The organism is Streptomyces sp. NPDC058284, from assembly GCF_042881135.1.
In the GTDB taxonomy this organism is placed as follows: domain Bacteria; phylum Actinomycetota; class Actinomycetes; order Streptomycetales; family Streptomycetaceae; genus Streptomyces.
In genome coordinates this window covers 190,874-211,734 of record NZ_JBHVYE010000009.1, presented here as the reverse complement: position 1 = coordinate 211,734, position 20,861 = coordinate 190,874, and the positions used below count along the sequence as shown (strand labels likewise).

Here is a 20,861-nt window from a genome sequence, read left to right as displayed (position 1 = left end):
AAGACGCGCCGCCGCCCCGCGAAAGCCCTGCTCGGCACCCAGAACCGCACCCTCTGGTTCTGGGTCTTCGTCGGCCCCTTCGCGCTCGGCCTGATCCTCTTCACGTACGTACCGCTCGCCTGGAGCGTCTACCTGAGCTTCTTCGACGCCCACAACACGGTCTCGCCGACCGACTTCATCGGATTCGACAACTACACGTCGATGCTGCGGAACGACGCTTTCACCGACAGCCTCGTCACCTTCGCGGTGTTCTCCGCCTTCATCGTGCCGACGACGTTCGTGCTGTCCCTCGCGCTCGCGCTGATGGTGAACCGGATGCGCCGCGCGCAGGCGTTCTTCCGCTCGGTCTTCTTCCTCCCGGCGGCGTGCAGCTACGTCGTGGCGGCGCTGATCTGGAAGCTGTCGATCTTCAACGGGGTGCGGTTCGGGCTCGCCAACACCGTCCTCGGCTGGTTCGGCGCCGACCAGACCGCCTGGCTCTCGACGACGGACCCGCCCTGGTACTGGCTGGTCATCGTCACCGTACGGCTCTGGCTCCAGGCCGGCTTCTACATGATCCTCTTCCTGGCCGGCCTGCAACGGATCTCCCCCACCCTCTACGAGGCGGCTGCGGTGGACGGGGCGCGGCCCGGCTGGCAGGTGCTTCGCCACATCACGCTCCCGCAGCTGCGCACCACCTCGGTCGCCGTGACGCTGCTCCTGGTCATCAACGCCTTCCAGGCCTTCGACGAGTTCTACAACCTGCTCTCGGACTCCCAGGGCTACCCGCCCTACGCCCGTCCGCCGCTCGTCTACCTCTACTACACAGCGCTCGGCCAGGAGCAGAACCTCGGCTTCGGCAGCGCGGGCGCGGTGATCCTCGCCCTGATCATCGCGGTGGTGACGATCGGCCAGGCGCGCTGGTTCGGCCTCGGCGGAAAGGAGGACTGAGCGCCATGACCACATCCGCGAAGCGTGCCGACCCGAAGAGGCCGGGGAACCCGGCGAAGGCTCCGCACCGCCCCATGGACGACGCCCTGGTCCGCACGGGCCGCGCCCTGCGCCTCGTCCTGCTGATCGCCCTGGCGCTCCTCTTCCTGATCCCCTTCTACCTCCTCGTACGCAACGGCCTCGCGTCCGAGGACGACATCACGTCCCCCGACTGGACGTTCTTCCCCTCCACCCTGCACTGGTCGAACCTCTCCGAGCTGTTCGACGACCCGACGGTGCCGATGGCGAGGGCCCTGCTCAACTCGACGCTGATCGCGGTCGCGACGACGCTGGGCACCCTCGTCCTCGCCTCGCTCGCCGGGTACGGCCTGGCGCGCATCCCCTACCGGTTCGCGAACCAGGTCTTCTACGCGATCCTCGGCACGATGATGGTCCCGGCCGCCGTCACCTTCGTACCGAGCTTCGTCCTGGTCTCGTCGCTCGGCTGGGTGTCGACCCTGCGCGGCCTGATCGTCCCCACCCTGTTCTCGGCCTTCGCCTGCTTCATCTTCCGCCAGTACTTCCTGGGCTTCCCCAGGGAACTGGAGGACGCGGCACGGGTGGACGGCCTCGGCTACTGGCGCACGTACTGGCGGGTGGTGGTGCCCAACTCCCGTCCCGTCTTCGCCGCGGTCGGCACGATCGTGTTCATCGGCGCCTGGAACTCCTTCCTGTGGCCCCTGGTGATCGGCCAGGACCGCGACGCGTGGACGGTCCAGGTGGCCCTGGCCACGTTCACCACGTCCCAGGTCATCCGCCTGCACGAACTGTTCGTCGCGGCGGCGGTGTCGATCGTGCCGCTCCTGGTCGTGTTCCTGTTCTTCCAACGGTGGATCGTGGCGGGGGTGGAGAGGTCGGGGATCGACGACTGAGATCTGTCCGGAACTCCCTTCCTCACCGGCGTCCGCGAAGTACTCCACCGCACTTCAGGGAGTCCGGACCCTCTTCAGAGGGTCCGGATGCCGACATTCGGCCCCTCCAAACGGCGTGATTCTCGCCACCCCTGATAGGCCTTGCGCTCAGATGAGCGCTTCATGAGCGGGTGCACTTCTCCAAAGGGTGGCACTCAGTGCCACTGCTCGATCATTCACGAGGTGAACTCACATCTGAGATTTCCCCGCTCACCTGAGCGTTTAGTGAGTACAGAGGGCGGTGTGTGTTCAAGACTTGAACGAACGAAGGAGGTCTTGGCTACCGCTCAGTCACTTTCGATCTAGCGGCGGACGGGTGGTTACGGCCGTATGACGCACAAGTGGACGTACCCATGAGCCTTCGATCTGGGTATGTTCCTCGCCGTCAGGGCAGCCACCGAGTCCTCGAGGAGTCGAGACCCGTGTCGGAAAACAAAGATTCCCACGTAGCTCACACGAGTGAGACGACCGCGGACGTGAAGTTCGTTTACGACTTCACCGAGGGCAACAGGGACCTCAAGGACCTTCTCGGCGGGAAGGGCGCGAACCTCGCCGAGATGACCAACCTCGGGCTGCCCGTCCCGCCGGGCTTCACCATCACCACCGAGGCCTGCAAGACCTACCTCGGCAGCGGCGAGGAGCCCGTCGAGCTGCGGGACGAGGTGAGTGCGCACCTCGACGCCCTCGAGAAGAAGATGGGCAAGAAGCTCGGCCAGGCCGACGACCCGCTGCTCGTCTCGGTCCGCTCCGGCGCCAAGTTCTCCATGCCCGGCATGATGGACACCGTCCTGAACATCGGGCTCTCCGACAAGTCCGTGACGGGCCTCGCCAAGCAGTCCGGCGACGACCGCTTCGCGTGGGACTCCTACCGCCGCCTCATCCAGATGTTCGGCAAGACCGTACTCGGCGTCGACGGTGACCTCTTCGAGGACGCGCTGGAGAAGGCCAAGGAGGCCAAGAAGGTCACGGTCGACACCGACCTCGAGGCCGCCGACCTGAAGAAGCTGGTCACCAGGTTCAAGAAGATCGTCAAGACGGAGGCCGGGCGGGACTTCCCGCAGGACCCGCGCGAGCAGATGGACCTCGCGATCCGTTCGGTCTTCGAATCGTGGAACACCGACCGCGCCAAGCTCTACCGCCGCCAGGAGCGCATCCCGCACGACCTCGGCACGGCCGTCAACGTCTGCTCGATGGTCTTCGGCAACCTCGGCCCCGACTCCGGCACGGGCGTCGCGTTCACCCGCGACCCGGCCAGCGGCCATCAGGGCGTGTACGGCGACTACCTCCAGAACGCGCAGGGCGAGGACGTCGTCGCGGGCATCCGCAACACCGTGCCGCTCGCCGATCTCGAGCAGATCGACAAGAAGTCGTACGACCAGCTCATGCAGATCATGGAGACCCTTGAGACGCACTACAAGGACCTCTGCGACATCGAGTTCACCATCGAGCGCGGCCAGCTGTGGATGCTCCAGACCCGCGTCGGCAAGCGCACCGCGGGTGCCGCCTTCCGCATCGCGACGCAGCTCGTGGACCAGGGCCTGATCGACGAGGCCGAGGCGCTCCAGCGCGTCAACGGCGCGCAGCTCGCGCAGCTGATGTTCCCCCGCTTCGACGAGAACGCGAAGGTCGAGCAGCTCGGCCGGGGCATCGCCGCGTCACCGGGTGCCGCGGTCGGCAAGGCGGTCTTCGACTCGTACACCGCGATCAAGTGGTCGCGTTCGGGCGAGAAGGTGATCCTGATCCGCCGCGAGACCAACCCCGACGACCTCGACGGCATGATCGCCGCCGAGGGCATCCTGACCTCGCGCGGCGGCAAGACCTCGCACGCCGCCGTCGTGGCGCGCGGCATGGGCAAGACCTGTGTCTGCGGCGCCGAGGAGCTGGAGGTCGACACCAAGCGGCGCTGCCTCACCGCGCCGGGCGGCGTGGTCGTCGAGGAGGGCGACACCGTCTCCATCGACGGTTCGACGGGCAAGGTCTACCTGGGCGAGGTGCCCGTGGTCCCCTCCCCCGTCGTCGAGTACTTCGAGGGCCGCATGCACGCCGGCGCCGACGACGCCGACGAGCTGGTCGCCGCCGTGCACCGGATCATGGCGTACGCGGACCGGGTGCGCCGCCTGCGGGTGCGCGCCAACGCGGACAACGCCGAGGACGCGCTGCGCGCCCGCCGCTTCGGCGCGCAGGGCATCGGCCTGTGCCGCACCGAGCACATGTTCCTCGGCGAGCGCCGCGAGATGGTCGAGCGGCTGATCCTCGCCGACGCGGACGACGAGCGCGAGGACGCGCTCAAGGAGCTCCTCCCGCTCCAGAAGCAGGACTTCGTGGAGCTCTTCGAGGCGATGGACGGCCTGCCGGTCACCGTGCGCCTCCTGGACCCGCCGCTGCACGAGTTCCTGCCGGACATCACCGAGCTGTCCGTCCGCGTCGCGCTCGCCGAGTCCCGCAAGGACGCCAACGAGAACGACCTGCGCCTGCTCCAGGCCGTGCACCGGCTGCACGAGCAGAACCCGATGCTCGGCCTGCGCGGCGTACGCCTCGGCCTGGTCATCCCTGGCCTCTTCACCATGCAGGTGCGGGCCATCGCGGAGGCGGCGGCCGAGCGCAAGAGCGCCAAGGGCGACCCGCGCGCGGAGATCATGATTCCGCTCGTCGGCACGGTCCAGGAGCTGGAGATCGTCCGTGACGAGGCCGAGCAGGTCATCGCGGAGGTCATCGAGACGACCGGCGTCGACCTGAAGCTGGCGCTCGGCACGATGATCGAGCTGCCGCGCGCCGCGCTCACCGCCGACCAGATCGCCGAGGCCGCCGAGTTCTTCTCCTTCGGCACGAACGACCTCACGCAGACGGTCTGGGGCTTCTCGCGCGACGACGTGGAGGCTTCGTTCTTCACCGCGTACCTGGAGAAGGGCATCTTCGGGGTCTCGCCCTTCGAGACCATCGACAAGGACGGCGTCGGCAAGCTGGTCCGCGACGCGGTCAAGGCGGGCCGCGAGACCCGTCCCGACCTGAAGCTCGGCGTCTGCGGCGAGCACGGCGGCGACCCGGAGTCCGTGCACTTCTTCCACGAGGTGGGCCTGGACTACGTCTCCTGCTCACCGTTCCGCATCCCGGTGGCCCGCCTGGAGGCCGGCCGCGCCGCGTCCCACTCGACGGGCAGCGACCACCGGTAGAGCCCCGGGGCCGACGCCGTGTCCCCGACCCTCAGTACCGATACGGCGTCGGCTCCGGTCCGCGAAGAAGGGGCAGCATCCTGTGCGGGGATGCTGCCCCGACGCGTAGGCCCCGACATCCTCGCGTACGACCGGTCCGGCGCGTCTCCTTGCCCGGCCGAGCGCCGCAGGGAACGCGGCCGTCGTCCAGATGCTCCAGGCGTCCGGTGACCAGTGAGCACATCGCTGCGTGCGGGCCAGGTCGTCGGCGCCGGGCCTCAGCCGCCCGACGTGTCCAGTTCCGCGTCCTCGCTCACGCCCGCGCAGTCGTAGGGGTCCTTCAGCCAGCCGTCCGGCAGGACGACCCGGTTGTTGCCCGAGGTGCGGCCGCGTGGGCCGTCCGCGCCCGCCGGCCACGCCTGGTCGAGGTCCAACTCGCCGAGTCCGTCCTCCAGTTCGGCGAGCGAGGAGGTGATCGCGAGGCGCTTGCGCATCTCCGAACCGACCGCGAAGCCCTTCAGGTACCACGCGACGTGCTTACGGAAGTCGATGACGCCGCGCGCCTCGTCGCCGATCCACTCGCCGAGGAGGGTGGCGTGCCGCAACATGACGGCGGCGACCTCGCGCAGGTCGGGGGCCTTGGGTGCGCCCGTACCCTCGAAGGCGGCGACCAGGTCGCCGAAGAGCCAGGGGCGGCCGAGGCAGCCACGGCCCACGACGACGCCGTCGCAGCCGGTCTCGTTCATCATGCGGACCGCGTCGGCGGCCGACCAGATGTCGCCGTTGCCGAGCACCGGGATCTCGGGGACGTGCTCCTTGAGGCGCGCGATGGCGTCCCAGTCGGCGGTGCCGCCGTAGTGCTGGGCGGCGGTGCGGCCGTGCAGGGCGATGGCCGTCACGCCTTCCTCGACGGCGATGCGGCCCGCGTCGAGGAAGGTGATGTGCTCGTCGTTGATGCCCTTGCGCATCTTCATGGTGACCGGCAGGTCGCCCGCGCCGCTGACCGCCTCGCGCAGGATCGCGCGGAGCAGGGGGCGCTTGTACGGCAGCGCGGAGCCGCCGCCCTTGCGGGTGACCTTGGGGACGGGGCAGCCGAAGTTCAGGTCGATGTGGTCGGCCAGGTCCTCTTCCGCGATCATGCGGACGGCCTTGCCGACGGTCGCCGGGTCGACGCCGTACAGCTGGATCGAGCGCGGCTTCTCCGTCGCGTCGAAGTGGATCAGCTGCATCGTCTTCTCGTTGCGCTCCACCAGGGCGCGCGTGGTGATCATCTCGCTGACGAAGAGGCCCTTGCCTCCACTGAACTCCCGGCACAGCGTCCGGAAAGGCGCGTTCGTGATGCCCGCCATGGGGGCGAGCACGACCGGCGGCTGCACGGTGTGCGGGCCGATCGACAGGGGCTGCGGCTGGGACGGCATCGATGATCTCCGGAACGTATGACGGGACCCTTCATTGTCCCTCACTCCTCGGACAGCTCCGCCAGCCGCTCCAGACGCTCCTCCGTCGCGTCGTCGGCGGGGACGTAGGCGATGAGGCGGTACGCCTGCGTCAGCGGGGCCATCCACAGCATGCGGTGTTCCAGGCGGAGCAGGCCGACCTGGGGGTGCTGGTAGCGCTTGACGTGCGGAGACATGGTCGCCACCTCGTGCCGCTCCCACAGCTCGCGGAACTCGGCGGAGACCCCGGCCAGCCGGTCGCGCAGCTCCTTCCAGGCCGGTTCGGCCCCGTGCTCGGCCATGGAACCGCGGAACTTGGCGACCAGATCGCGCAGCATCTCGTCGCGGTCGATGAAGGTCGCGCGCCATCGCTCACTGGTGGCCAGGAGCCACAGGCAGTTGCGGTCGCGCTGCGGCATCGCGTCGAAGTCGCCGAAGACGTGCGTCCAGGAACGGTTGTACGCGAGCACGTCGTAGCGGCCGTTCTGCACGTTGGCCGGATACGGGGCGAGGCGGCGCAGCAGCCGCCGGACCTCCGCGGAGAGCGCGGTGCACTCCGCCTCGGGGCGCGGGTCCACGGCTCCGGCGAGCGCGAAGAGGTGGGCGCGCTCGCTGGGGTCCATCAGGAGCGCCCGGGCGATCGCGTCGATGACCTGCGCGGACACCTTGATGGACCGCGCCTGCTCCAGCCACGTGTACCAGGTGACGCCCACGCAGGCGAGCTGCGCGACCTCCTCGCGGCGCAGGCCCGGCGTACGGCGCCGGGTGCCGCGGGGCAGGCCCACCTGCTCGGGCGTGACGCGTTCACGGCGGCTGCGGAGGAAGGCGGCGAGCTCCTGCCTGCGGATCTCGGCGCCGGTTGCCGACGGGGCGGAGGGCGAGGCGGGGGCGGATGTGGCGGATGTGGTGGGCGTGGTGGGCGTGGTGGGTGTGGTGGGTGTGGTCCTGGTAGTCGTCGTGGTCGTGGTCGTCGTCACGTGTCCAGGCTGCGCCATCCCGCAGCCTGTTTCCAGGTTCGCCTGGTACCAGGATAAAGACACTCTGGTACCCCTCTGAGGACCGGAACAGAGTCGATCCGTGACTCATCCCGCGACGCCAACCGGCAACGCTTCCGACGGCAACCGCTCCGACAAGTACTCCTCCGACAAGCTGGGCCGCAGCTCCTCCGACAACCTGGACTGCAGCTCACCCGACAAGCTGGTCCGCAGCTCCTCCGACAACCTGGACTGCAGCTCACCCGGCAAGCTGGTCCGCAGCTCCTCCGACAAGCTGAGCCGCAGCCCGTCGGACAAGTACTCCTCGTACAAGTACTCCTCAGACAAGCCCCACGCGAGTCCGACCCCGCCCCTCACCCCCCTCAGTCCCTCCCTCACCCCCCTCGCCCTCCTCACCCTCCTCCTCGGCGCCTCCCTCTCCAGCATCGACTTCTTCATCGTCAACGTCGCCCTGCCCAGCATCGAGCGCGACCTGAACGCCTCCCCCGCCACGTTGGAGATGGTCGTCGCGGGCTACGCGGTGGCGTACGCCGTGCTGCTCGTGCTCGGGGGGCGGCTCGGCGATACGTACGGGCGCAGGAAGCTGTTCCTGTGGGGTGTGGCCGCCTTCGGGCTGACCTCGTTGGCCTGCGGGGTCGCGCCCGGCGCGTGGTGGCTGGTGGGGGCGCGGGTGGCCCAGGGTGCCGCGTCCGCGCTGATGCTGCCGCAGGTTCTCGGGACCATCCACGCGACGACGCGCGGCGAGCGGCGAGCGCGGACCGTCGCCCTGTACGGCGCCGTGAGCGGTATCGCGGGTCTGCTCGGGCAGGCGCTCGGCGGCGCCCTGGTCGCCGCCGACCTGGGCGGTACCGGCTGGCGCGCCGTGTTCCTCGTCAACGTGCCGGTCGCGGTGGCGGCCCTGCTCATCGGCGGGCGCGCGGTGCCCGACAGCCGTGCCGAGCGGCCCGCGCGGAGCGATGTCCTCGGCACGGTCCTGTTCGCCTGCGCGCTGACCGCGCTGCTGCTGCCCCTGACGGAGGGCCGCGCGACGGGCTGGCCGCTGTGGTCCGTACTGCTGCTGGTCGCGGCGCCGCTGCTCGGCTGGGCGTTCGGGGCCGTGGAGCGGCGCGCCGAGCACACCGGTGGGAGTCCGCTGCTGCCTCCGTCGCTGCTGCGCGAGCCGGGCGTACGCAGGAGTCTGGTTCTCGGTGTGCCGATCTTCATCGGGTTCAGCGGCTTCATGTTCGGGTTCGCGATCATTCTTCAGCAGGGCCTGGGTTACGGGGCGTTGAAGGCGGGCCTTGCGGTGGTCCCGATGGGTCTGACGCAGATTCCGGCGTCGATGCTCGTGCCGCGTCTGGTGCGGCGCTGGGGCACCCGCGCGATGACCCGCGCCGCCCTCGTGCACGTCGCGGGCCTCACCGTGCTCGGCCTTACGGTGCTGTGGACGCCGTGGTCCGCCCTCGACCCTCTCGCCCTCGCCCCCGGGCTGCTCCTCTGCGGCCTCGGCCAGGGCGTCCAGCTCGCGCTCTACTACCGCGTCGCGCTCGCCGCCGTTCCGGCCGCGCGGGCGGGCGCGGGCAGCGGGCTCGCCGCGACCGTGCAGCAGTCGTGCCTGGCCGTGGGGGTGGCGACGATCGGCTCGCTCTTCCTGGCGCTGGTGCCGGACCTCGGCATGCGGGACGCGTTCGTGAGCGGGCTCGGCGTGCAGCTCGCGGGCCTGCTCGGCCTGGCCCTGCTGAGCCTGCGGTTGCCGCGAACGCTGAGCTGAGCCCGGCGCTCAACCCCGTCACCCCCCTCCCGGCCGTCACACCCTCCCGGCCGTCACCCCCCTCCCCCACCCGTCACTCTCTCCCCCACCCGTTGCTCTCGCCCGGTCCCACCCCGCGCCCTGAGCGCTCCGCCGAACTACCGTCGAAAGATGCCCGATGAACTCACTCACCGCCGACGGATGCTCGTCCTGGCGATCTGCTGTTCGAGCCTGCTCATCGTCACCCTCGACAACACGGTCCTGAACGTCGCGCTGCCCACCCTGCAGAAGGAGTTCGACGCGAGCGTCTCGGGGATGCAGTGGACGGTGGACGCGTACACGCTCGTCCTCGCCTCGCTCCTGATGCTCGCGGGCTCGACCGCCGACCGGATCGGCCGCCGCAAGATCTTCCTGGCGGGGCTCGTGATCTTCACACTCGGTTCGGTGCTCTGCTCGGTCGCCCCCAGCCTCGAATTCCTGGTGGCCTTCCGCATGGTGCAGGCGGTCGGCGGCTCCATGCTCAACCCGGTCGCCATGTCGATCATCACGAACACGTTCACCGAGCCGCGCGAGCGGGCCCGTGCCATCGGCGTCTGGGGCGGCGTGTCCGGAATCTCGCTCGCGGCGGGCCCGCTGGTCGGCGGCGTCCTCGTGGACTCGGTCGGCTGGCGCTCGATCTTCCTGATCAACGTGCCGGTGGGCCTCGCCGCGCTCCTCCTCACCCTGCGGTACGTCCCCGAATCGCGCGCCCCGCAGCCGCGCCGCCCCGACCCGGTGGGGCAGTTGCTCGTGATCGTGCTGCTCGGCGCGCTGACGTACGCGATCATCGAGGCGCCGCGGGCCGGCTGGACCTCACCGCTGATCCTCGCCTCCGCGGGCACGGCGGTGCTCGGCCTTGCCGGGCTGCTGCGGTACGAGCCGCGCCGCGATCAGCCCCTCATCGACCTGCGCTTCTTCCGGTCGGTGCCGTTCAGCGGGGCGACGGTGATCGCGGTCTGCGCCTTCGCGTCGCTCAGCGGCTTCCTCTTCCTCTCCACGCTCTACCTCCAGGACGTGCTGCGTCTCGACGCCCTGCACGCCGGGCTGTGGATGCTGCCGATCGCGGCCATGGCGCTGGTCTGCGGGCCGCTGTCGGGCCGTCTGGTGGGCAGCCGCGGCCCACGGATCCCGCTGCTGATCGCGGGGGTGACGATGACGGCGTCGGGCGTCCTCTTCGCCGGGTTCGACGCGGCGGCCTCCAGCGGGACGCGCCTCCTCGGCTACCTCCTCTTCGGCCTCGGCTTCGGCTTCGTGAACGCGCCGATCACCAACACGGCGGTCTCCGGGATGCCGCGTGCCCAGGCGGGCGTCGCCGCGGCCGTCGCGTCCACCAGCCGCCAGATCGGCACGACGCTGGGCGTCGCGGTGATCGGCGCGGTCCTCGCCTCGGGCGTGGCGTCCTCCTCGTACGCGGACGACTTCACACAGGCGAGCCGCCCCGCCTGGTGGATCATCGCGGGCTGCGGTCTGGCCGTACTGCTGCTCGGGGCGCTGACCAGCGGACGGTGGGCGCGCGACTCGGCACGCAGGACGGCGGAGCGGCTGGAGAAGGAGGCGCGGCCGGAGGCGGTGGCTGTGGCGAGGTGACAGACGGGAGCCGACAGCTCGCGAGGAACGACTGACAGATGACAGATATTGAAATCTGTCATCTGTCATGTCATCGTGGACGCATGCGCACTCTCACTCTCGGAACCACCGGCCCCCGCACCGCCGCCCTCGGCCTCGGCTGCATGGGCATGTCCGCGCTCTACGGGGACGCGGACCGCACCGAATCGATCGCGACGATCCACGCCGCCCTCGAAGCGGGCGTCACCCTCCTGGACACCGGCGACTTCTACGCCATGGGCCACAACGAAATGCTGATCGGCGAGGCCCTGCGCACCGCCCCGGCCGCCCGCCGCGAGCAGGCGCTGACCAGCGTCAAGTTCGGCGCCCTGCGCGATCCGGACGGCGGCTGGTCGGGGTACGACGGCCGCCCGGCCGCGGTCAGGAACTTCGCCGCGTACTCGCTGCAGCGCCTCGGCGTCGACCACATCGACGTCTACCGCATCGCCCGCATCGACCCCGACGTCCCGATCGAGGAGACGGTGGGCGCCATCGCGGAGCTGGTCGAGAAGGGGTACGTACGGCACATCGGCCTCTCCGAGGTCGGCGCCGACACGATCCGCCGGGCGGCGGCCACGGCCCCCATCTCCGACCTGCAGATCGAGTACTCCCTCATCTCGCGCGGCATCGAGGCGGAGATCCTGCCGACCGTCGCCGGGCTGGGTATCGGCGTCACGGCGTACGGCGTGCTCTCGCGCGGCCTGATCTCCGGCCACTTCACCCGCGACCGGCAGCTCGCCGCGAACGACTTCCGCTCGATGAGCCCCCGCTTCCAGGGCGAGAACCTCGACCGCAACCTCGACCTGGTCGACGCCCTGCGGAAGATCGCCGACCAGAAGGGCGTCAGCGTCGCGCAGACCGCCATCGCCTGGGTCCTCGCGCAGGGCCCCCGGCACGGCGCGGCCGTCGTGCCACTGGTCGGCGCGCGCCGCAGGGACCGGCTCGACGAGGCGCTCGGCGCCCTCGACGTGACGCTCGACGACGCGGACCTGGCGGCGATCGAGGCGGCCGTGCCCGCGGACGCGGCGGCCGGCGCGCGCTACCCGCAGGCGCAGATGGCACACCTCGACAGCGAGCGCTGAACCGGCCACGGGTACGGTCTGTGCCATGGAAACCGCGGCTCCCCTGACCCCCGAGCGCATCCTCGAAGCGACCGAGGAGGTGCTGCGCAGGCACGGTGCGGCCAAGGCCACGGTCGTCGACGTGGCCCGCGCCCTCGGGGTGAGCCACGGCACGGTGTACCGCCACTTCCGCACGAAGGCGGAGCTGCGCGGCGCGGTGACACGGCGCTGGCTGGACCGTACGTCCGAGTCGCTCTCCGGGATCGTCACCGGCGCCGAGCCGCCCGCGACGAAGCTGCGGCTCTGGCTGACAGGGCTCTTCGAGGCCAAGCAGCACAAGGCCGGTGACGATCCCGAACTCTTCGCCACGTACCTGGTGTTGACCGACGAGAACAGCGACGTGGTCGACCACCACATCGCCGAACTCACGGGACAGCTGACCGCGATCGTGCAACAGGGCGTGGACAGCGGCGACTTCGCGTCCGCCGACCCCGCGGTGACGGCCCGCGCCGTCTTCGACGCCACCTCCCGCTTCCACGACCCGTCCTACGCGCCGCACTGGTCCCGCCCCGGCATCGAGGACGCGTTCACGGCGGTCCTCGACCTGACCCTGCGGGGCCTGCGGGCCTAGGGAGGGCCACAACAGGGGCCGGGGAGCCGCGGATACAGTGATCGGATGCCGCTCGTCGAGATCACTTACGCGCCCCACGTCCCCGAAGCGACGCTCCGCGAACTCGGTTCGGTCCTCCCCCACCTGGTGTCCCTGGCGGTGGAGTGCCCCGAGGAGCCCTACGACGGCGATCTGCGGCCTGGCGACGTGGAGCTGCGCTTCCGTGAGCTCGGGCCGTGGGACCGCAGCGGCCTCGACTTCGTGATCGAGATCCGGTCGAAGTGGTTCGAGAGCCGGGCCGGCAACCGCCAGGAGCGGGTGGACCGGCTGCACGACGGCGTCAGGGCCGCGACCGGATGCGACGACTTCGGCATCTACCTGTCGCTTCCGGTCGCCGCGTGGTCCCAGGGCGAGGACGAGGACGAGGACGTGGAGGACTAGGCCCGCCTAGCGCCCGTCGTCCCTCGGCCGGTGCTCCACGTACTCGATCACCGTGCCGTCCCGGTGCCGCGCCGTGAAGCCCGAGCCCGTCGGGACCTTGATCAGCGGTTCGGTGATCTCCGCGCCCTCCGCCGCAAGCCGGTCCAGGTACGTGGCCGCCGAGTCGACCAGGAGTGTGCCGTGCGTCGCGCGGAACGGCGCCAGGGTCTCCTCCGTGCCCTCTATCAGGAGGAAGGCGCCGACCGCCGCGAGGGCGAGGTTCTTCTCGGGGTAGGTGAACCACATGTCGCGTTCGGTGCCGAGCAGCCGTTCGTACGACGCGGCCAGGGCGTCCAGCGTGCCGGGGCCCGTGTAGACGCGGATGAAGGGGCGGGGTTCGGTCAGGTCCGTGGAGTCGTTGCGGCGGCGCCACATCACAGGGGTTTGAGTCATGGGTCCAGCCTCCGGCCCGGCGGGCACCGCAACCAGTGGGGCATCTGTGGGGGTGAGTCCGGGTCATAGGCTGGCGCCATGGCGACCACGACGGAGACCGTCACCGCAACCACCAACGAGACCGCCGCCGCGACCGCGACCGCCGCGCTCCGGCGCGGACTCGGCGGGTTTCTGCGGGCCCACCGGGAGCGGACCTCCCCCGGCGACGTGGGGCTGCCCACTACCGCCCGCCGACGCACCTCGGGGCTGCGCCGCGAGGAGGTCGCCGTGCTCTCGGGGGTCTCCGTCGCCTGGTACACCTGGCTTGAACAGGGCCGCGTCGACACCTCGCGGCAGGTGCTCGACGCCGTGGCCCGCGCCCTGCGCCTCGACGACGCCTCCCACCGGCACGCCCTCGCCCTCGCCGGATTCGCTCCCGTCGGGTTCGCTCCCGCCGGATCCGCTCCCCCCGCCGAGGAGCCGCCCGCCCCGGTCGCCCCCGCACTCCGCGCCGTGCTCGACAGCTGGCCCGACAGCCCGGCGCTGCTCCTCGGCCCCGCCCTGGACATCCTCGCCCGGAACCGCGCGTACGCCGACGTGTGGCCCGACCCCGCGGAGCTCCCCGCCGAGCGGCGCAATCTGCTGCTCCTGCTCGTCGGCGACGAACGGCACCAGCGGCTGCTGCCCGGCTGGGAGTCCGTGGCCATGGACCTCTACCGGCACCTGCGCACGCACGCCGACCGCCGGCCCGGGGACGCGAGCTTCCTGCGGCTCACGGCGCAACTGCGATCCGTGCGGCCGGACTTGGACGACTGGTGGGCCTGCAGGTCGGTCGGCGAGTTCGCCCCGCGGACCATCGAGCTCACACCGCGGGACGGCAGCGCGCCCCGGGCGTACGACATGACGCTGCTCCTCACCCCTCAGCCGCAGGACGCGTCGGTCCTCGTCCAGACTCCCCGCAGCCCCGCCGTGCGCGCGAAGCCCCCGGTTCCGTGACCCGGAACCGGGGGCTTCGCGTGGATCTCACCCAGGGGGCGTACGCGCGTCAGCAGCCCACGAGGCGCGTGGCGAGGTAGCCCTCGATCTGGTCGAGGGAGACCCGCTCCTGCTTCATCGAGTCGCGCTCGCGCACCGTCACGGCGTTGTCGTCGAGGGTGTCGAAGTCGACGGTGACGCAGTACGGCGTGCCGATCTCGTCCTGGCGGCGGTAGCGGCGGCCGATGGCGCCCGCGTCGTCGAAATCGATGTTCCAGTTCTGCCGGAGGGCCGCCGCGAGGCCCTTGGCCTTCGGGGACAGCTCAGGGTTACGGGAGAGCGGCAGGACGGCGACCTTCACCGGAGCGAGGCGGTGGTCGAAGCGCATGACCGTGCGCTTCTCCAGCTTGCCCTTGGCGTTGGGCGCCTCATCCTCGAAGTACGAGTCGAGCAGGAACGCGAGCATGGTGCGGCCGACACCGGCCGCGGGCTCGATGACGTACGGCGTGTAGCGCTCGCCGGCCTCCTGGTCGAAGTAGGAGAGGTCCTGGCCGGAGGCCTTGGAGTGCGCCGACAGGTCGTAGTCGGTGCGGTTGGCGACGCCTTCCAGCTCGCCCCACTCGCTGCCGCCGAACTGGAAGCGGTACTCGATGTCAGCGGTGCGCTTGGAGTAGTGGGAGAGCTTCTCCTGCGGGTGCTCGAACCACCGCATGTTCTCCTCGCGCAGGCCCAGGCCGGTGTACCAGTTCCAGCGCTGCTCCATCCAGTACTCCTGCCACTTCTCGTCCTCGCCCGGCTTGACGAAGAACTCCATCTCCATCTGCTCGAACTCGCGGGTGCGGAAGATGAAGTTGCCGGGCGTGATCTCGTTGCGGAAGGACTTGCCCATCTGCGCGATGCCGAACGGCGGCTTGCGGCGCGAGGTCTGCTGGACCTGGGCGAAGTTGGTGAAGATGCCCTGCGCGGTCTCGGGGCGCAGGTAGGCGACGGAGCCGCTGTCCTGGGTCGGGCCGAGGTGGGTGGAGAGCAGGCCGGAGAACTGCTTGGGCTCGGTGAACTGGCCCTTGTTGCCGCAGTTGGGGCAGTTGACGTCGGCGAGGGACTCCGGGGCGCGGCCCTTCTTCTCCTCGTACGCCTCTTCCAGGTGGTCCGCGCGGAAGCGCTTGTGGCAGGAGGTGCACTCGGTGAGGGGGTCCGTGAAGGTGGCGATGTGGCCGGAGGCCTGCCAGACCTCGCTGGCCAGGATCACGGACGAGTCGATGCCGACGACGTCCTCACGCGAGGTGACCATGTAGCGCCACCACTGGCGCTTCAGGTTCTCCTTCAGCTCGACGCCGAGCGGACCGTAGTCCCAGGCGGCACGCTGTCCGCCGTAGATCTCACTACAGGGGAAAACAAAGCCACGGCGCTTGCTCAGGCTGACGATGGTGTCGATCTTGTCGGCGGCCACGGTGCTCTCTTCATGACGACGGCGGGCGAAGCGGTAACTGCCAAAGCAGCGGCTTCGGGAGCGAATGCTTCAGGTTACCGGCGGCCTCACCCCCCTAATCAAATCGGTTCCGCTACAGCCTTGGCCAGGACCCCTTGTTGACAATCGTTTCCACTTTTGTTGAAAATGACTGTCATGAACGTACGACGCCTCATACCCGCCACCGCCCTCGCCTCCGCGACGGTCCTCGGCCTCACGGCCCTGACCGCCTGCACCACCTCCACCGCGGCCGGCAAGGACGGCAAGCTGGCCGTGACGGCGTCGTTCTATCCCATGCAGTACCTCGCGGAGCAGATCGGCGGCGACCACGTCTCCGTCACCACTCTCACCGAGCCCGGCCAGGAGCCGCACGACCTCGACGTGTCCGCCAGGCAGCGCGGACAGCTGGAGGAGTCCGACGTCGCCCTCTACCTCAAGGGCCTGCAGCCCGCCGTGGACGACGCGATCGACCAGTCGGGCATCGAGACCAAGGTCGACGCCGCCTCGCTCACCAGCCTGGAGAAGCACGGCAACGAGGTCGGCGGCCACGCCGACGAGCACGACCACGACCACGGCGACGAAGAGGACCACGGCCACTCCCACGACGGCGCCGACCCGCACATCTGGCTCGACCCGGTGAAGTACGCCGAGGTCGCCGAGGGCGTCGGCAAGGCCCTGGAGAAGGCCGACCCGGACCACGCGGCCACGTACAAGAAGAACACCGCGAAGCTCGTGAAGAAGCTCGGCGGCCTGGACACGTCCTTCAAGAACGGCCTGAAGGACACCGACTCCAAGGTCTTCATCACCACCCACGCCGCCTTCGGCTACCTCGCCGAGCGCTACGGCCTCACCGAGGAGGCCATCAGCGGCCTGGACCCCGAGGCCGAGCCCAGCGCCAAGCGCGTCAAGGACCTCCAGAGGATGGCGAAGGCCGACGGCGCCACCACGGTCTTCTACGAGACGCTCGTCAACGAGAAGACGGCGCGGACGCTCGCCAAGGACACCGGCCTGAAGACCGACGTGCTCGACCCCATCGAGGGCATCGTCCGCGGCAAGTCCAAGGGTGACGACTACATCCAGGTCATGGAGTCCAACCTCAAGGCCCTGCAGAAGGCCCTGGGCGCCAAGTGACCCCCTCTCCCGCGGCTACGGAGGCACGACCCATGAGCGAGACAGCCGGTTCCGGTGACGGCAGGCACGGCGGCGAAGCCGTCATATCCCTGCGCAAGGTGACGGCCGAGCTCGGCTCGCGCCCCGTCCTGCGCGGCATCGACCTCACCGTGCGCCGCGGCGAGGTCGTCGCCCTGCTCGGCGCCAACGGCTCGGGCAAGTCCACCGCCGTACGCACCGTCATAGGGCAGGTCCCCGTCACCGGCGGCGAGGTCGAGATCTTCGGCACCCCGCGCCGCCGCTTCCGCGACTGGGCCCGCGTCGGGTACGTACCGCAGCGCACCACCGCGGCGGGCGGCGTGCCCGCGACGATCAACGAGGTCGTCACCTCCGGGCGGCTCTCCCGCGCCCGCTTCGGCGTGCTCCGCAAGGCCGACCGCGAGGCCGTCGCCCGCGCCATCGACCTCGTCGGCCTCACCGACCGCGCCAAGGACTCCGTGAACGCGCTCTCCGGCGGCCAGCACCAGCGCGTCCTCATCGCCCGCGCCCTGGCCTCCAGGCCGGAGCTGCTGATCATGGACGAGCCGATGGCGGGCGTCGACCTGGCCAGCCAGGAGGTGCTCGCCTCCACCCTGCGCCAGCAGGTCGCCGAGGGCGCCTCCGTCCTGCTCGTCCTGCACGAACTGGGCCCTCTCGAGCCGCTGATCGACCGCGCCGTGGTCCTGCGCGACGGCTGCGTCATGCACGACGGCCCGCCGCCGCACGCGGTCGGGCAGCACGCCCTGCCGGGCCACGACCACGTCCACCCGCACACCGCCGACGCGGAACCGGTCCGCACCGGCCTGCTGACCTGACCGAGGGCGAAGAATCATGGAAATCCTCGAATACGCCTTCATGCAGCGGGCGCTGCTCGCCGCCGTCCTGGTCGGCATCACCGCGCCCGCCGTCGGCATCTACCTCGTCCAGCGCCGCCAGGCCCTGATGGGCGACGGCATCGGCCACGTCGCGATGACCGGCGTCGGCCTCGGCTTCCTGCTCTCGGCCTCGCCGGTGTGGATGGCGACGGCGGTCGCCATCGTCGGCGCCGTCGTCATGGAGCTGATCCGCTGGTACGGCAAGACGCGCGGCGACATCGCCCTGGCGATGCTCTTCTACGGCGGCATGGCGGGCGGCGTCATGTTCATCAACCTCGCCCCCGGCGGCTCGAACGCCAACCTCCAGTCGTACCTCTTCGGCTCGCTCTCGACCGTCTCCGAGGAGGACGTCACGGCGATCTGCCTGCTCGCCGCCTTTGTGGTCCTCGTCACGGTCGGGCTGCGCCGCCAGCTCTTCGCGGTCAGCCAGGACGAGGAGTTCGCGCGCGTGACCGGGCTCCCGGTGCGCGCCCTGAACCTGCTCACCGCCGTCACCGCGGCGGTCACCGTCACCGTCGCCATGCGCGTCGTCGGCCTGCTCCTGGTCTCCGCGCTGATGGTGGTGCCGGTGGCGGCGGCGCAGCAGCTGACCCGGAGCTTCGCGGCGACCTTCGTGATCTCGGTGGCGCTCGGCATCGCGACGACGCTCGGCGGCACGGTGACGTCGTACTACCAGGACGTCCCGCCCGGCGCGACGATCGTGCTGCTCACCATCGGTGCCTTCATCGTCCTCACCGTGCTCGCGACGCCGCTGGCCAGGCGCAGGGCGCGGGCCGTGGCCGCCGCGGAGGCGGCCGGTGAACCCGCGGAGTGCTCGGTCCCGGCCCAGCCGGTGGCCAAGACCTGACCTGGCTCCGGGCCGACCTGGCACAATGGCCCGGCAGGCCCAGACCAGAGCGCAACGCGAGGAGGCAACCGTGGGAGCCCCGGTTCGAGGCAGGTCGACCCGCCAGCGTGCGGCGGTGGCCGCGGCGCTCGACGACGTGGACGAATTCCGCAGCGCCCAGGAGCTGCACGACATGCTCAAGCACAAGGGCGACTCGGTCGGTCTGACCACGGTCTACCGCACCCTCCAGTCCCTCGCCGACGCGGGCGAGGTCGACGCCCTGCGCACCAACGAGGGCGAGACGGTCTACCGCCGCTGCTCGACCGGCGACCACCATCACCACCTGGTCTGCCGCGTCTGCGGCAAGGCGGTCGAGGTCGAGGGCCCGGCGGTCGAGAAGTGGGCCGAGTCGATCGCGGGCGAGCACGGCTTCGTGAACGTGGCGCACACGGTGGAGATCTTCGGCACGTGCCAGGAGTGCGCGAACAAGTAACGCGCAGCCGTCCCGTACGGACGTGAACAGGGCCCGTACCGTCGGTGTGACGGTACGGGCCCTGTCCGTGTCCCTGCGCCTGGGTCCCTAACTGTTCGCGATCTGCTCCTCGTTGGGGATCGCGCCGCCGAAGCGGCGGTCGCGCCCGGCGTATTCGAGGCAGGCCCGCCACAGGTCGCGCCGGTCGAAGTCCGGCCACAGGACGTCCTGGAAGACCATCTCGGCGTAGGCGCTCTGCCAGAGCAGGTAGTTGGACGTGCGCTGCTCGCCGCTCGGGCGCAGGAAGAGGTCGACGTCCGGCATGTCCGGGTAGTACAGGTACTTGGCGAAGGTCTTCTCGTTGACCTTGGACGGGTTGAGCCGCCCCGCCTTCACGTCCTCCGCCATCGCCTGGGCGGCGTCCGCGATCTCGGCGCGGCCGCCGTAGTTCATGCAGAAGTACAGAGTGAGCCTGTCGTTGTCCTTGGTCTGCTCCTGGGAGATCTCCAGCTCCCTGGCGACCGACTTCCACAGCTTGGGCATCCGGCCCACCCAGCGCACCCGCACGCCGAGGTCGTCCAGCTGGTCGCGGGTCTTGCGGATGAAGTCGCGGTTGAAGTTCATCAGGAACTTCACCTCGTCCGGGGACCGCTTCCAGTTCTCCGTGGAGAAGGCGTACAGCGAGATCGCCCCGACGCCCATCTCGATGCTGCCCTGGAGCACGTCGAGGACGCGCTCGGCGCCGACCTTGTGCCCCTCGGTGCGCGGCAGGCCACGGTCCTTGGCCCAGCGTCCGTTGCCGTCCATGACGATCGCCACGTGCCGCGGGACGAGCTCACCGGGGATCTTCGGCGGCCGGGCGCCCGAGGGGTGCGGCTCGGGCTGCGTGTACTCACGGCGGGACCGTCCGAGGATTCCGCGTCGTGCCATGGGGGGCTCTCTCCTACCTAGCTGTTCACCGCACGCGACGTACTCACGTGCTCACGTACTTTTCTCTACGTACCGCAGGGAGCGCAGTCCGCGCTCCAGGTGCCAGTGCAGATAGGCGGAAACAAGCCCGCTGCCCTCCCTGGCGTGCCGCGCCTCGCACGCGTCCGCCGTCTCCCAGTCGCCGGTCAGCAGCGCGCCGAGCAGCGTGAGCGTCTCCGCCGACGGCACGACGCTGCCGGGCACCCGGCAGTCGACGCAAATCGATCCGCCCGCCGCGACGGAGAAGAAGCGGTTCGGTCCCGGCATGCCGCACTTCGCGCAGTCGGTGAAGCTCGGCGCGTAGCCGTTGACGGCCAGGGAGCGGAGCAGGAAGGCGTCGAGCACGAGGTGGGGCTCGTGCTCGCCGCGGGCCAGGACCCGCAGCGCGCCGACGAGCAGCAGATACTGCTGCACGGCCGGCTCACCCTCGTGGTCGGTGAACCGCTCGGCGGTCTCCAGCATGGCCGTCCCGGCCGTGTAGCGCGCGTAGTCCGTGACAATCCCGCTGCCGTACGGGGCGATCGTCTCACTCTGCGTACACAGGGGAAGCCCGCGCCCGACGAGTTCGCTCCCCCGCGCGAAGAACTGCACGTCGACGTGGGAGAAGGGTTCGAGCCGCGCCCCGAACTTGGACTTGGTGCGGCGCACCCCGCGAGCCACGGCGCGTACCCGCCCGTGACCGCGCGTGAGCAGCGTGATGATGCGGTCCGCTTCGCCCAGCTTCTGGGTGCGCAACACGATGCCGTCGTCCCTGAAGAGACTCATTGCCGA

At 70.3% G+C, this 20,861-nt stretch carries 19 protein-coding genes; 13 read left to right on the top strand and 6 right to left on the bottom strand.

Annotation, left to right across the window (positions count from 1 at the left end):
• The first annotated feature begins 27 nt into the window (after positions 1-27).
• From ACFVYR_RS15730 to ppdK, 3 genes are all read left to right on the top strand, one after another.
• The gene (locus ACFVYR_RS15730; protein ID WP_384255392.1) at positions 28-930 is read left to right on the top strand and encodes a carbohydrate ABC transporter permease; all 903 of its coding nucleotides are present in this window, start codon (positions 28-30) and stop codon (positions 928-930) included.
• A 74-nt stretch (positions 931-1,004) separates the two neighbouring features.
• Positions 1,005-1,841, top strand: coding sequence for a carbohydrate ABC transporter permease (locus tag ACFVYR_RS15725; protein ID WP_384255389.1), 837 nt, complete (start codon positions 1,005-1,007; stop codon positions 1,839-1,841).
• A gap of 515 nt (positions 1,842-2,356) precedes the next feature.
• The gene (gene ppdK / locus ACFVYR_RS15720) at positions 2,357-5,050 is read left to right on the top strand and encodes a pyruvate, phosphate dikinase (protein WP_384255247.1); all 2,694 of its coding nucleotides are present in this window, start codon (positions 2,357-2,359) and stop codon (positions 5,048-5,050) included.
• Between the two features lie 257 nt (positions 5,051-5,307).
• Here ppdK and dusB read toward each other — a convergent pair whose 3' ends face one another.
• Together dusB and ACFVYR_RS15710 are read right to left on the bottom strand one after the other, a co-directional pair.
• Positions 5,308-6,447 carry a tRNA dihydrouridine synthase DusB gene (dusB, locus tag ACFVYR_RS15715; protein ID WP_384255244.1) on the bottom strand — a complete coding sequence of 380 codons (1,140 nt, stop codon included), beginning with the start codon at positions 6,445-6,447 and terminating at the stop codon, positions 5,308-5,310.
• A 41-nt stretch (positions 6,448-6,488) separates the two neighbouring features.
• Positions 6,489-7,313: a helix-turn-helix transcriptional regulator gene (locus ACFVYR_RS15710; RefSeq protein WP_384255387.1), complete on the bottom strand. Its 825-nt coding sequence runs from the start codon at positions 7,311-7,313 to the stop codon at positions 6,489-6,491.
• A 229-nt stretch (positions 7,314-7,542) separates the two neighbouring features.
• Here ACFVYR_RS15710 and ACFVYR_RS15705 point away from each other — a divergent pair, with 229 nt between their 5' ends.
• The 5 genes from ACFVYR_RS15705 (at position 7,543) to ACFVYR_RS15685 (ending at position 12,945) form a co-directional block, all read left to right on the top strand.
• The gene (locus tag ACFVYR_RS15705; RefSeq protein WP_384255242.1) at positions 7,543-9,210 is read left to right on the top strand and encodes an MFS transporter; all 1,668 of its coding nucleotides are present in this window, start codon (positions 7,543-7,545) and stop codon (positions 9,208-9,210) included.
• A gap of 150 nt (positions 9,211-9,360) precedes the next feature.
• Entirely contained in the window at positions 9,361-10,815 is a 1,455-nt protein-coding gene (locus tag ACFVYR_RS15700) for an MFS transporter (RefSeq protein ID WP_384255240.1), read from the top strand.
• Between the two features lie 83 nt (positions 10,816-10,898).
• Complete coding sequence (locus ACFVYR_RS15695; protein ID WP_384255237.1) at positions 10,899-11,915, top strand: aldo/keto reductase; 1,017 nt, start codon at positions 10,899-10,901, stop codon at positions 11,913-11,915.
• Positions 11,916-11,940: 25 nt separating this feature from the next.
• Complete coding sequence (locus tag ACFVYR_RS15690; protein ID WP_384255235.1) at positions 11,941-12,525, top strand: TetR family transcriptional regulator; 585 nt, start codon at positions 11,941-11,943, stop codon at positions 12,523-12,525.
• A 45-nt stretch (positions 12,526-12,570) separates the two neighbouring features.
• Complete coding sequence (locus ACFVYR_RS15685; protein WP_384255233.1) at positions 12,571-12,945, top strand: hypothetical protein; 375 nt, start codon at positions 12,571-12,573, stop codon at positions 12,943-12,945.
• Positions 12,946-12,951: 6 nt separating this feature from the next.
• Here ACFVYR_RS15685 and ACFVYR_RS15680 read toward each other — a convergent pair whose 3' ends face one another.
• On the bottom strand, positions 12,952-13,377 hold the full coding sequence (locus tag ACFVYR_RS15680; protein WP_384255230.1) for a VOC family protein: 426 nt from the start codon (positions 13,375-13,377) through the stop codon (positions 12,952-12,954).
• Positions 13,378-13,455: 78 nt separating this feature from the next.
• Here ACFVYR_RS15680 and ACFVYR_RS15675 point away from each other — a divergent pair, with 78 nt between their 5' ends.
• Positions 13,456-14,352, top strand: coding sequence for a helix-turn-helix transcriptional regulator (locus ACFVYR_RS15675; protein WP_384255228.1), 897 nt, complete (start codon positions 13,456-13,458; stop codon positions 14,350-14,352).
• Between the two features lie 49 nt (positions 14,353-14,401).
• Here ACFVYR_RS15675 and ACFVYR_RS15670 read toward each other — a convergent pair whose 3' ends face one another.
• Entirely contained in the window at positions 14,402-15,781 is a 1,380-nt protein-coding gene (locus tag ACFVYR_RS15670) for a glycine--tRNA ligase (RefSeq protein WP_384255225.1), read from the bottom strand.
• A gap of 174 nt (positions 15,782-15,955) precedes the next feature.
• Here ACFVYR_RS15670 and ACFVYR_RS15665 point away from each other — a divergent pair, with 174 nt between their 5' ends.
• Genes ACFVYR_RS15665 through ACFVYR_RS15650 form a run of 4 tightly spaced genes read left to right on the top strand, consistent with a single transcriptional unit; the run spans position 15,956 to position 19,142 of the window.
• On the top strand, positions 15,956-16,930 hold the full coding sequence (locus ACFVYR_RS15665) for a metal ABC transporter solute-binding protein, Zn/Mn family (protein ID WP_384255223.1): 975 nt from the start codon (positions 15,956-15,958) through the stop codon (positions 16,928-16,930).
• A 32-nt stretch (positions 16,931-16,962) separates the two neighbouring features.
• The gene (locus ACFVYR_RS15660) at positions 16,963-17,763 is read left to right on the top strand and encodes a metal ABC transporter ATP-binding protein (protein ID WP_384255220.1); all 801 of its coding nucleotides are present in this window, start codon (positions 16,963-16,965) and stop codon (positions 17,761-17,763) included.
• A 16-nt stretch (positions 17,764-17,779) separates the two neighbouring features.
• Complete coding sequence (locus tag ACFVYR_RS15655; RefSeq protein ID WP_384255218.1) at positions 17,780-18,670, top strand: metal ABC transporter permease; 891 nt, start codon at positions 17,780-17,782, stop codon at positions 18,668-18,670.
• A gap of 25 nt (positions 18,671-18,695) precedes the next feature.
• A complete protein-coding gene (locus ACFVYR_RS15650; protein ID WP_384255216.1) occupies positions 18,696-19,142 on the top strand; it encodes a Fur family transcriptional regulator in 447 nt (148 codons plus the stop codon).
• An 87-nt stretch (positions 19,143-19,229) separates the two neighbouring features.
• Here ACFVYR_RS15650 and ACFVYR_RS15645 read toward each other — a convergent pair whose 3' ends face one another.
• Both ACFVYR_RS15645 and recO read right to left on the bottom strand, forming a co-directional pair.
• The gene (locus ACFVYR_RS15645; protein ID WP_384255213.1) at positions 19,230-20,051 is read right to left on the bottom strand and encodes an isoprenyl transferase; all 822 of its coding nucleotides are present in this window, start codon (positions 20,049-20,051) and stop codon (positions 19,230-19,232) included.
• A 51-nt stretch (positions 20,052-20,102) separates the two neighbouring features.
• Positions 20,103-20,855 (bottom strand): DNA repair protein RecO, encoded by a 753-nt coding sequence (recO, locus tag ACFVYR_RS15640; protein WP_384255211.1) that lies wholly within the window; start codon positions 20,853-20,855, stop codon positions 20,103-20,105.
• Positions 20,856-20,861 lie beyond the last annotated feature (6 nt).

Bases quoted from the DNA above. Each gene is read 5' to 3' on its own strand.
- ACFVYR_RS15650 (WP_384255216.1), top strand. From the start codon at position 18,696: ATGGCCCGGCAGGCCCAGACCAGAGCGCAACGCGAGGAGGCAACCGTG.
- ACFVYR_RS15660 (WP_384255220.1), top strand. From the start codon at position 16,963: ATGAGCGAGACAGCCGGTTCCGGTGACGGCAGGCACGGCGGCGAAGCC.
- ACFVYR_RS15655 (WP_384255218.1), top strand. From the start codon at position 17,780: ATGGAAATCCTCGAATACGCCTTCATGCAGCGGGCGCTGCTCGCCGCC.
- ACFVYR_RS15700 (WP_384255240.1), top strand. From the start codon at position 9,361: ATGCCCGATGAACTCACTCACCGCCGACGGATGCTCGTCCTGGCGATC.
- ACFVYR_RS15725 (WP_384255389.1), top strand. From the start codon at position 1,005: ATGGACGACGCCCTGGTCCGCACGGGCCGCGCCCTGCGCCTCGTCCTG.
- ACFVYR_RS15665 (WP_384255223.1), top strand. From the start codon at position 15,956: ATGAACGTACGACGCCTCATACCCGCCACCGCCCTCGCCTCCGCGACG.
- ACFVYR_RS15675 (WP_384255228.1), top strand. From the start codon at position 13,456: ATGGCGACCACGACGGAGACCGTCACCGCAACCACCAACGAGACCGCC.
- dusB (WP_384255244.1), bottom strand. From the start codon at position 6,447: ATGCCGTCCCAGCCGCAGCCCCTGTCGATCGGCCCGCACACCGTGCAG.
- ACFVYR_RS15690 (WP_384255235.1), top strand. From the start codon at position 11,941: ATGGAAACCGCGGCTCCCCTGACCCCCGAGCGCATCCTCGAAGCGACC.
- ACFVYR_RS15645 (WP_384255213.1), bottom strand. From the start codon at position 20,051: ATGGCACGACGCGGAATCCTCGGACGGTCCCGCCGTGAGTACACGCAG.
- ACFVYR_RS15680 (WP_384255230.1), bottom strand. From the start codon at position 13,377: ATGACTCAAACCCCTGTGATGTGGCGCCGCCGCAACGACTCCACGGAC.
- recO (WP_384255211.1), bottom strand. From the start codon at position 20,855: ATGAGTCTCTTCAGGGACGACGGCATCGTGTTGCGCACCCAGAAGCTG.
- ACFVYR_RS15685 (WP_384255233.1), top strand. From the start codon at position 12,571: ATGCCGCTCGTCGAGATCACTTACGCGCCCCACGTCCCCGAAGCGACG.
- ACFVYR_RS15695 (WP_384255237.1), top strand. From the start codon at position 10,899: ATGCGCACTCTCACTCTCGGAACCACCGGCCCCCGCACCGCCGCCCTC.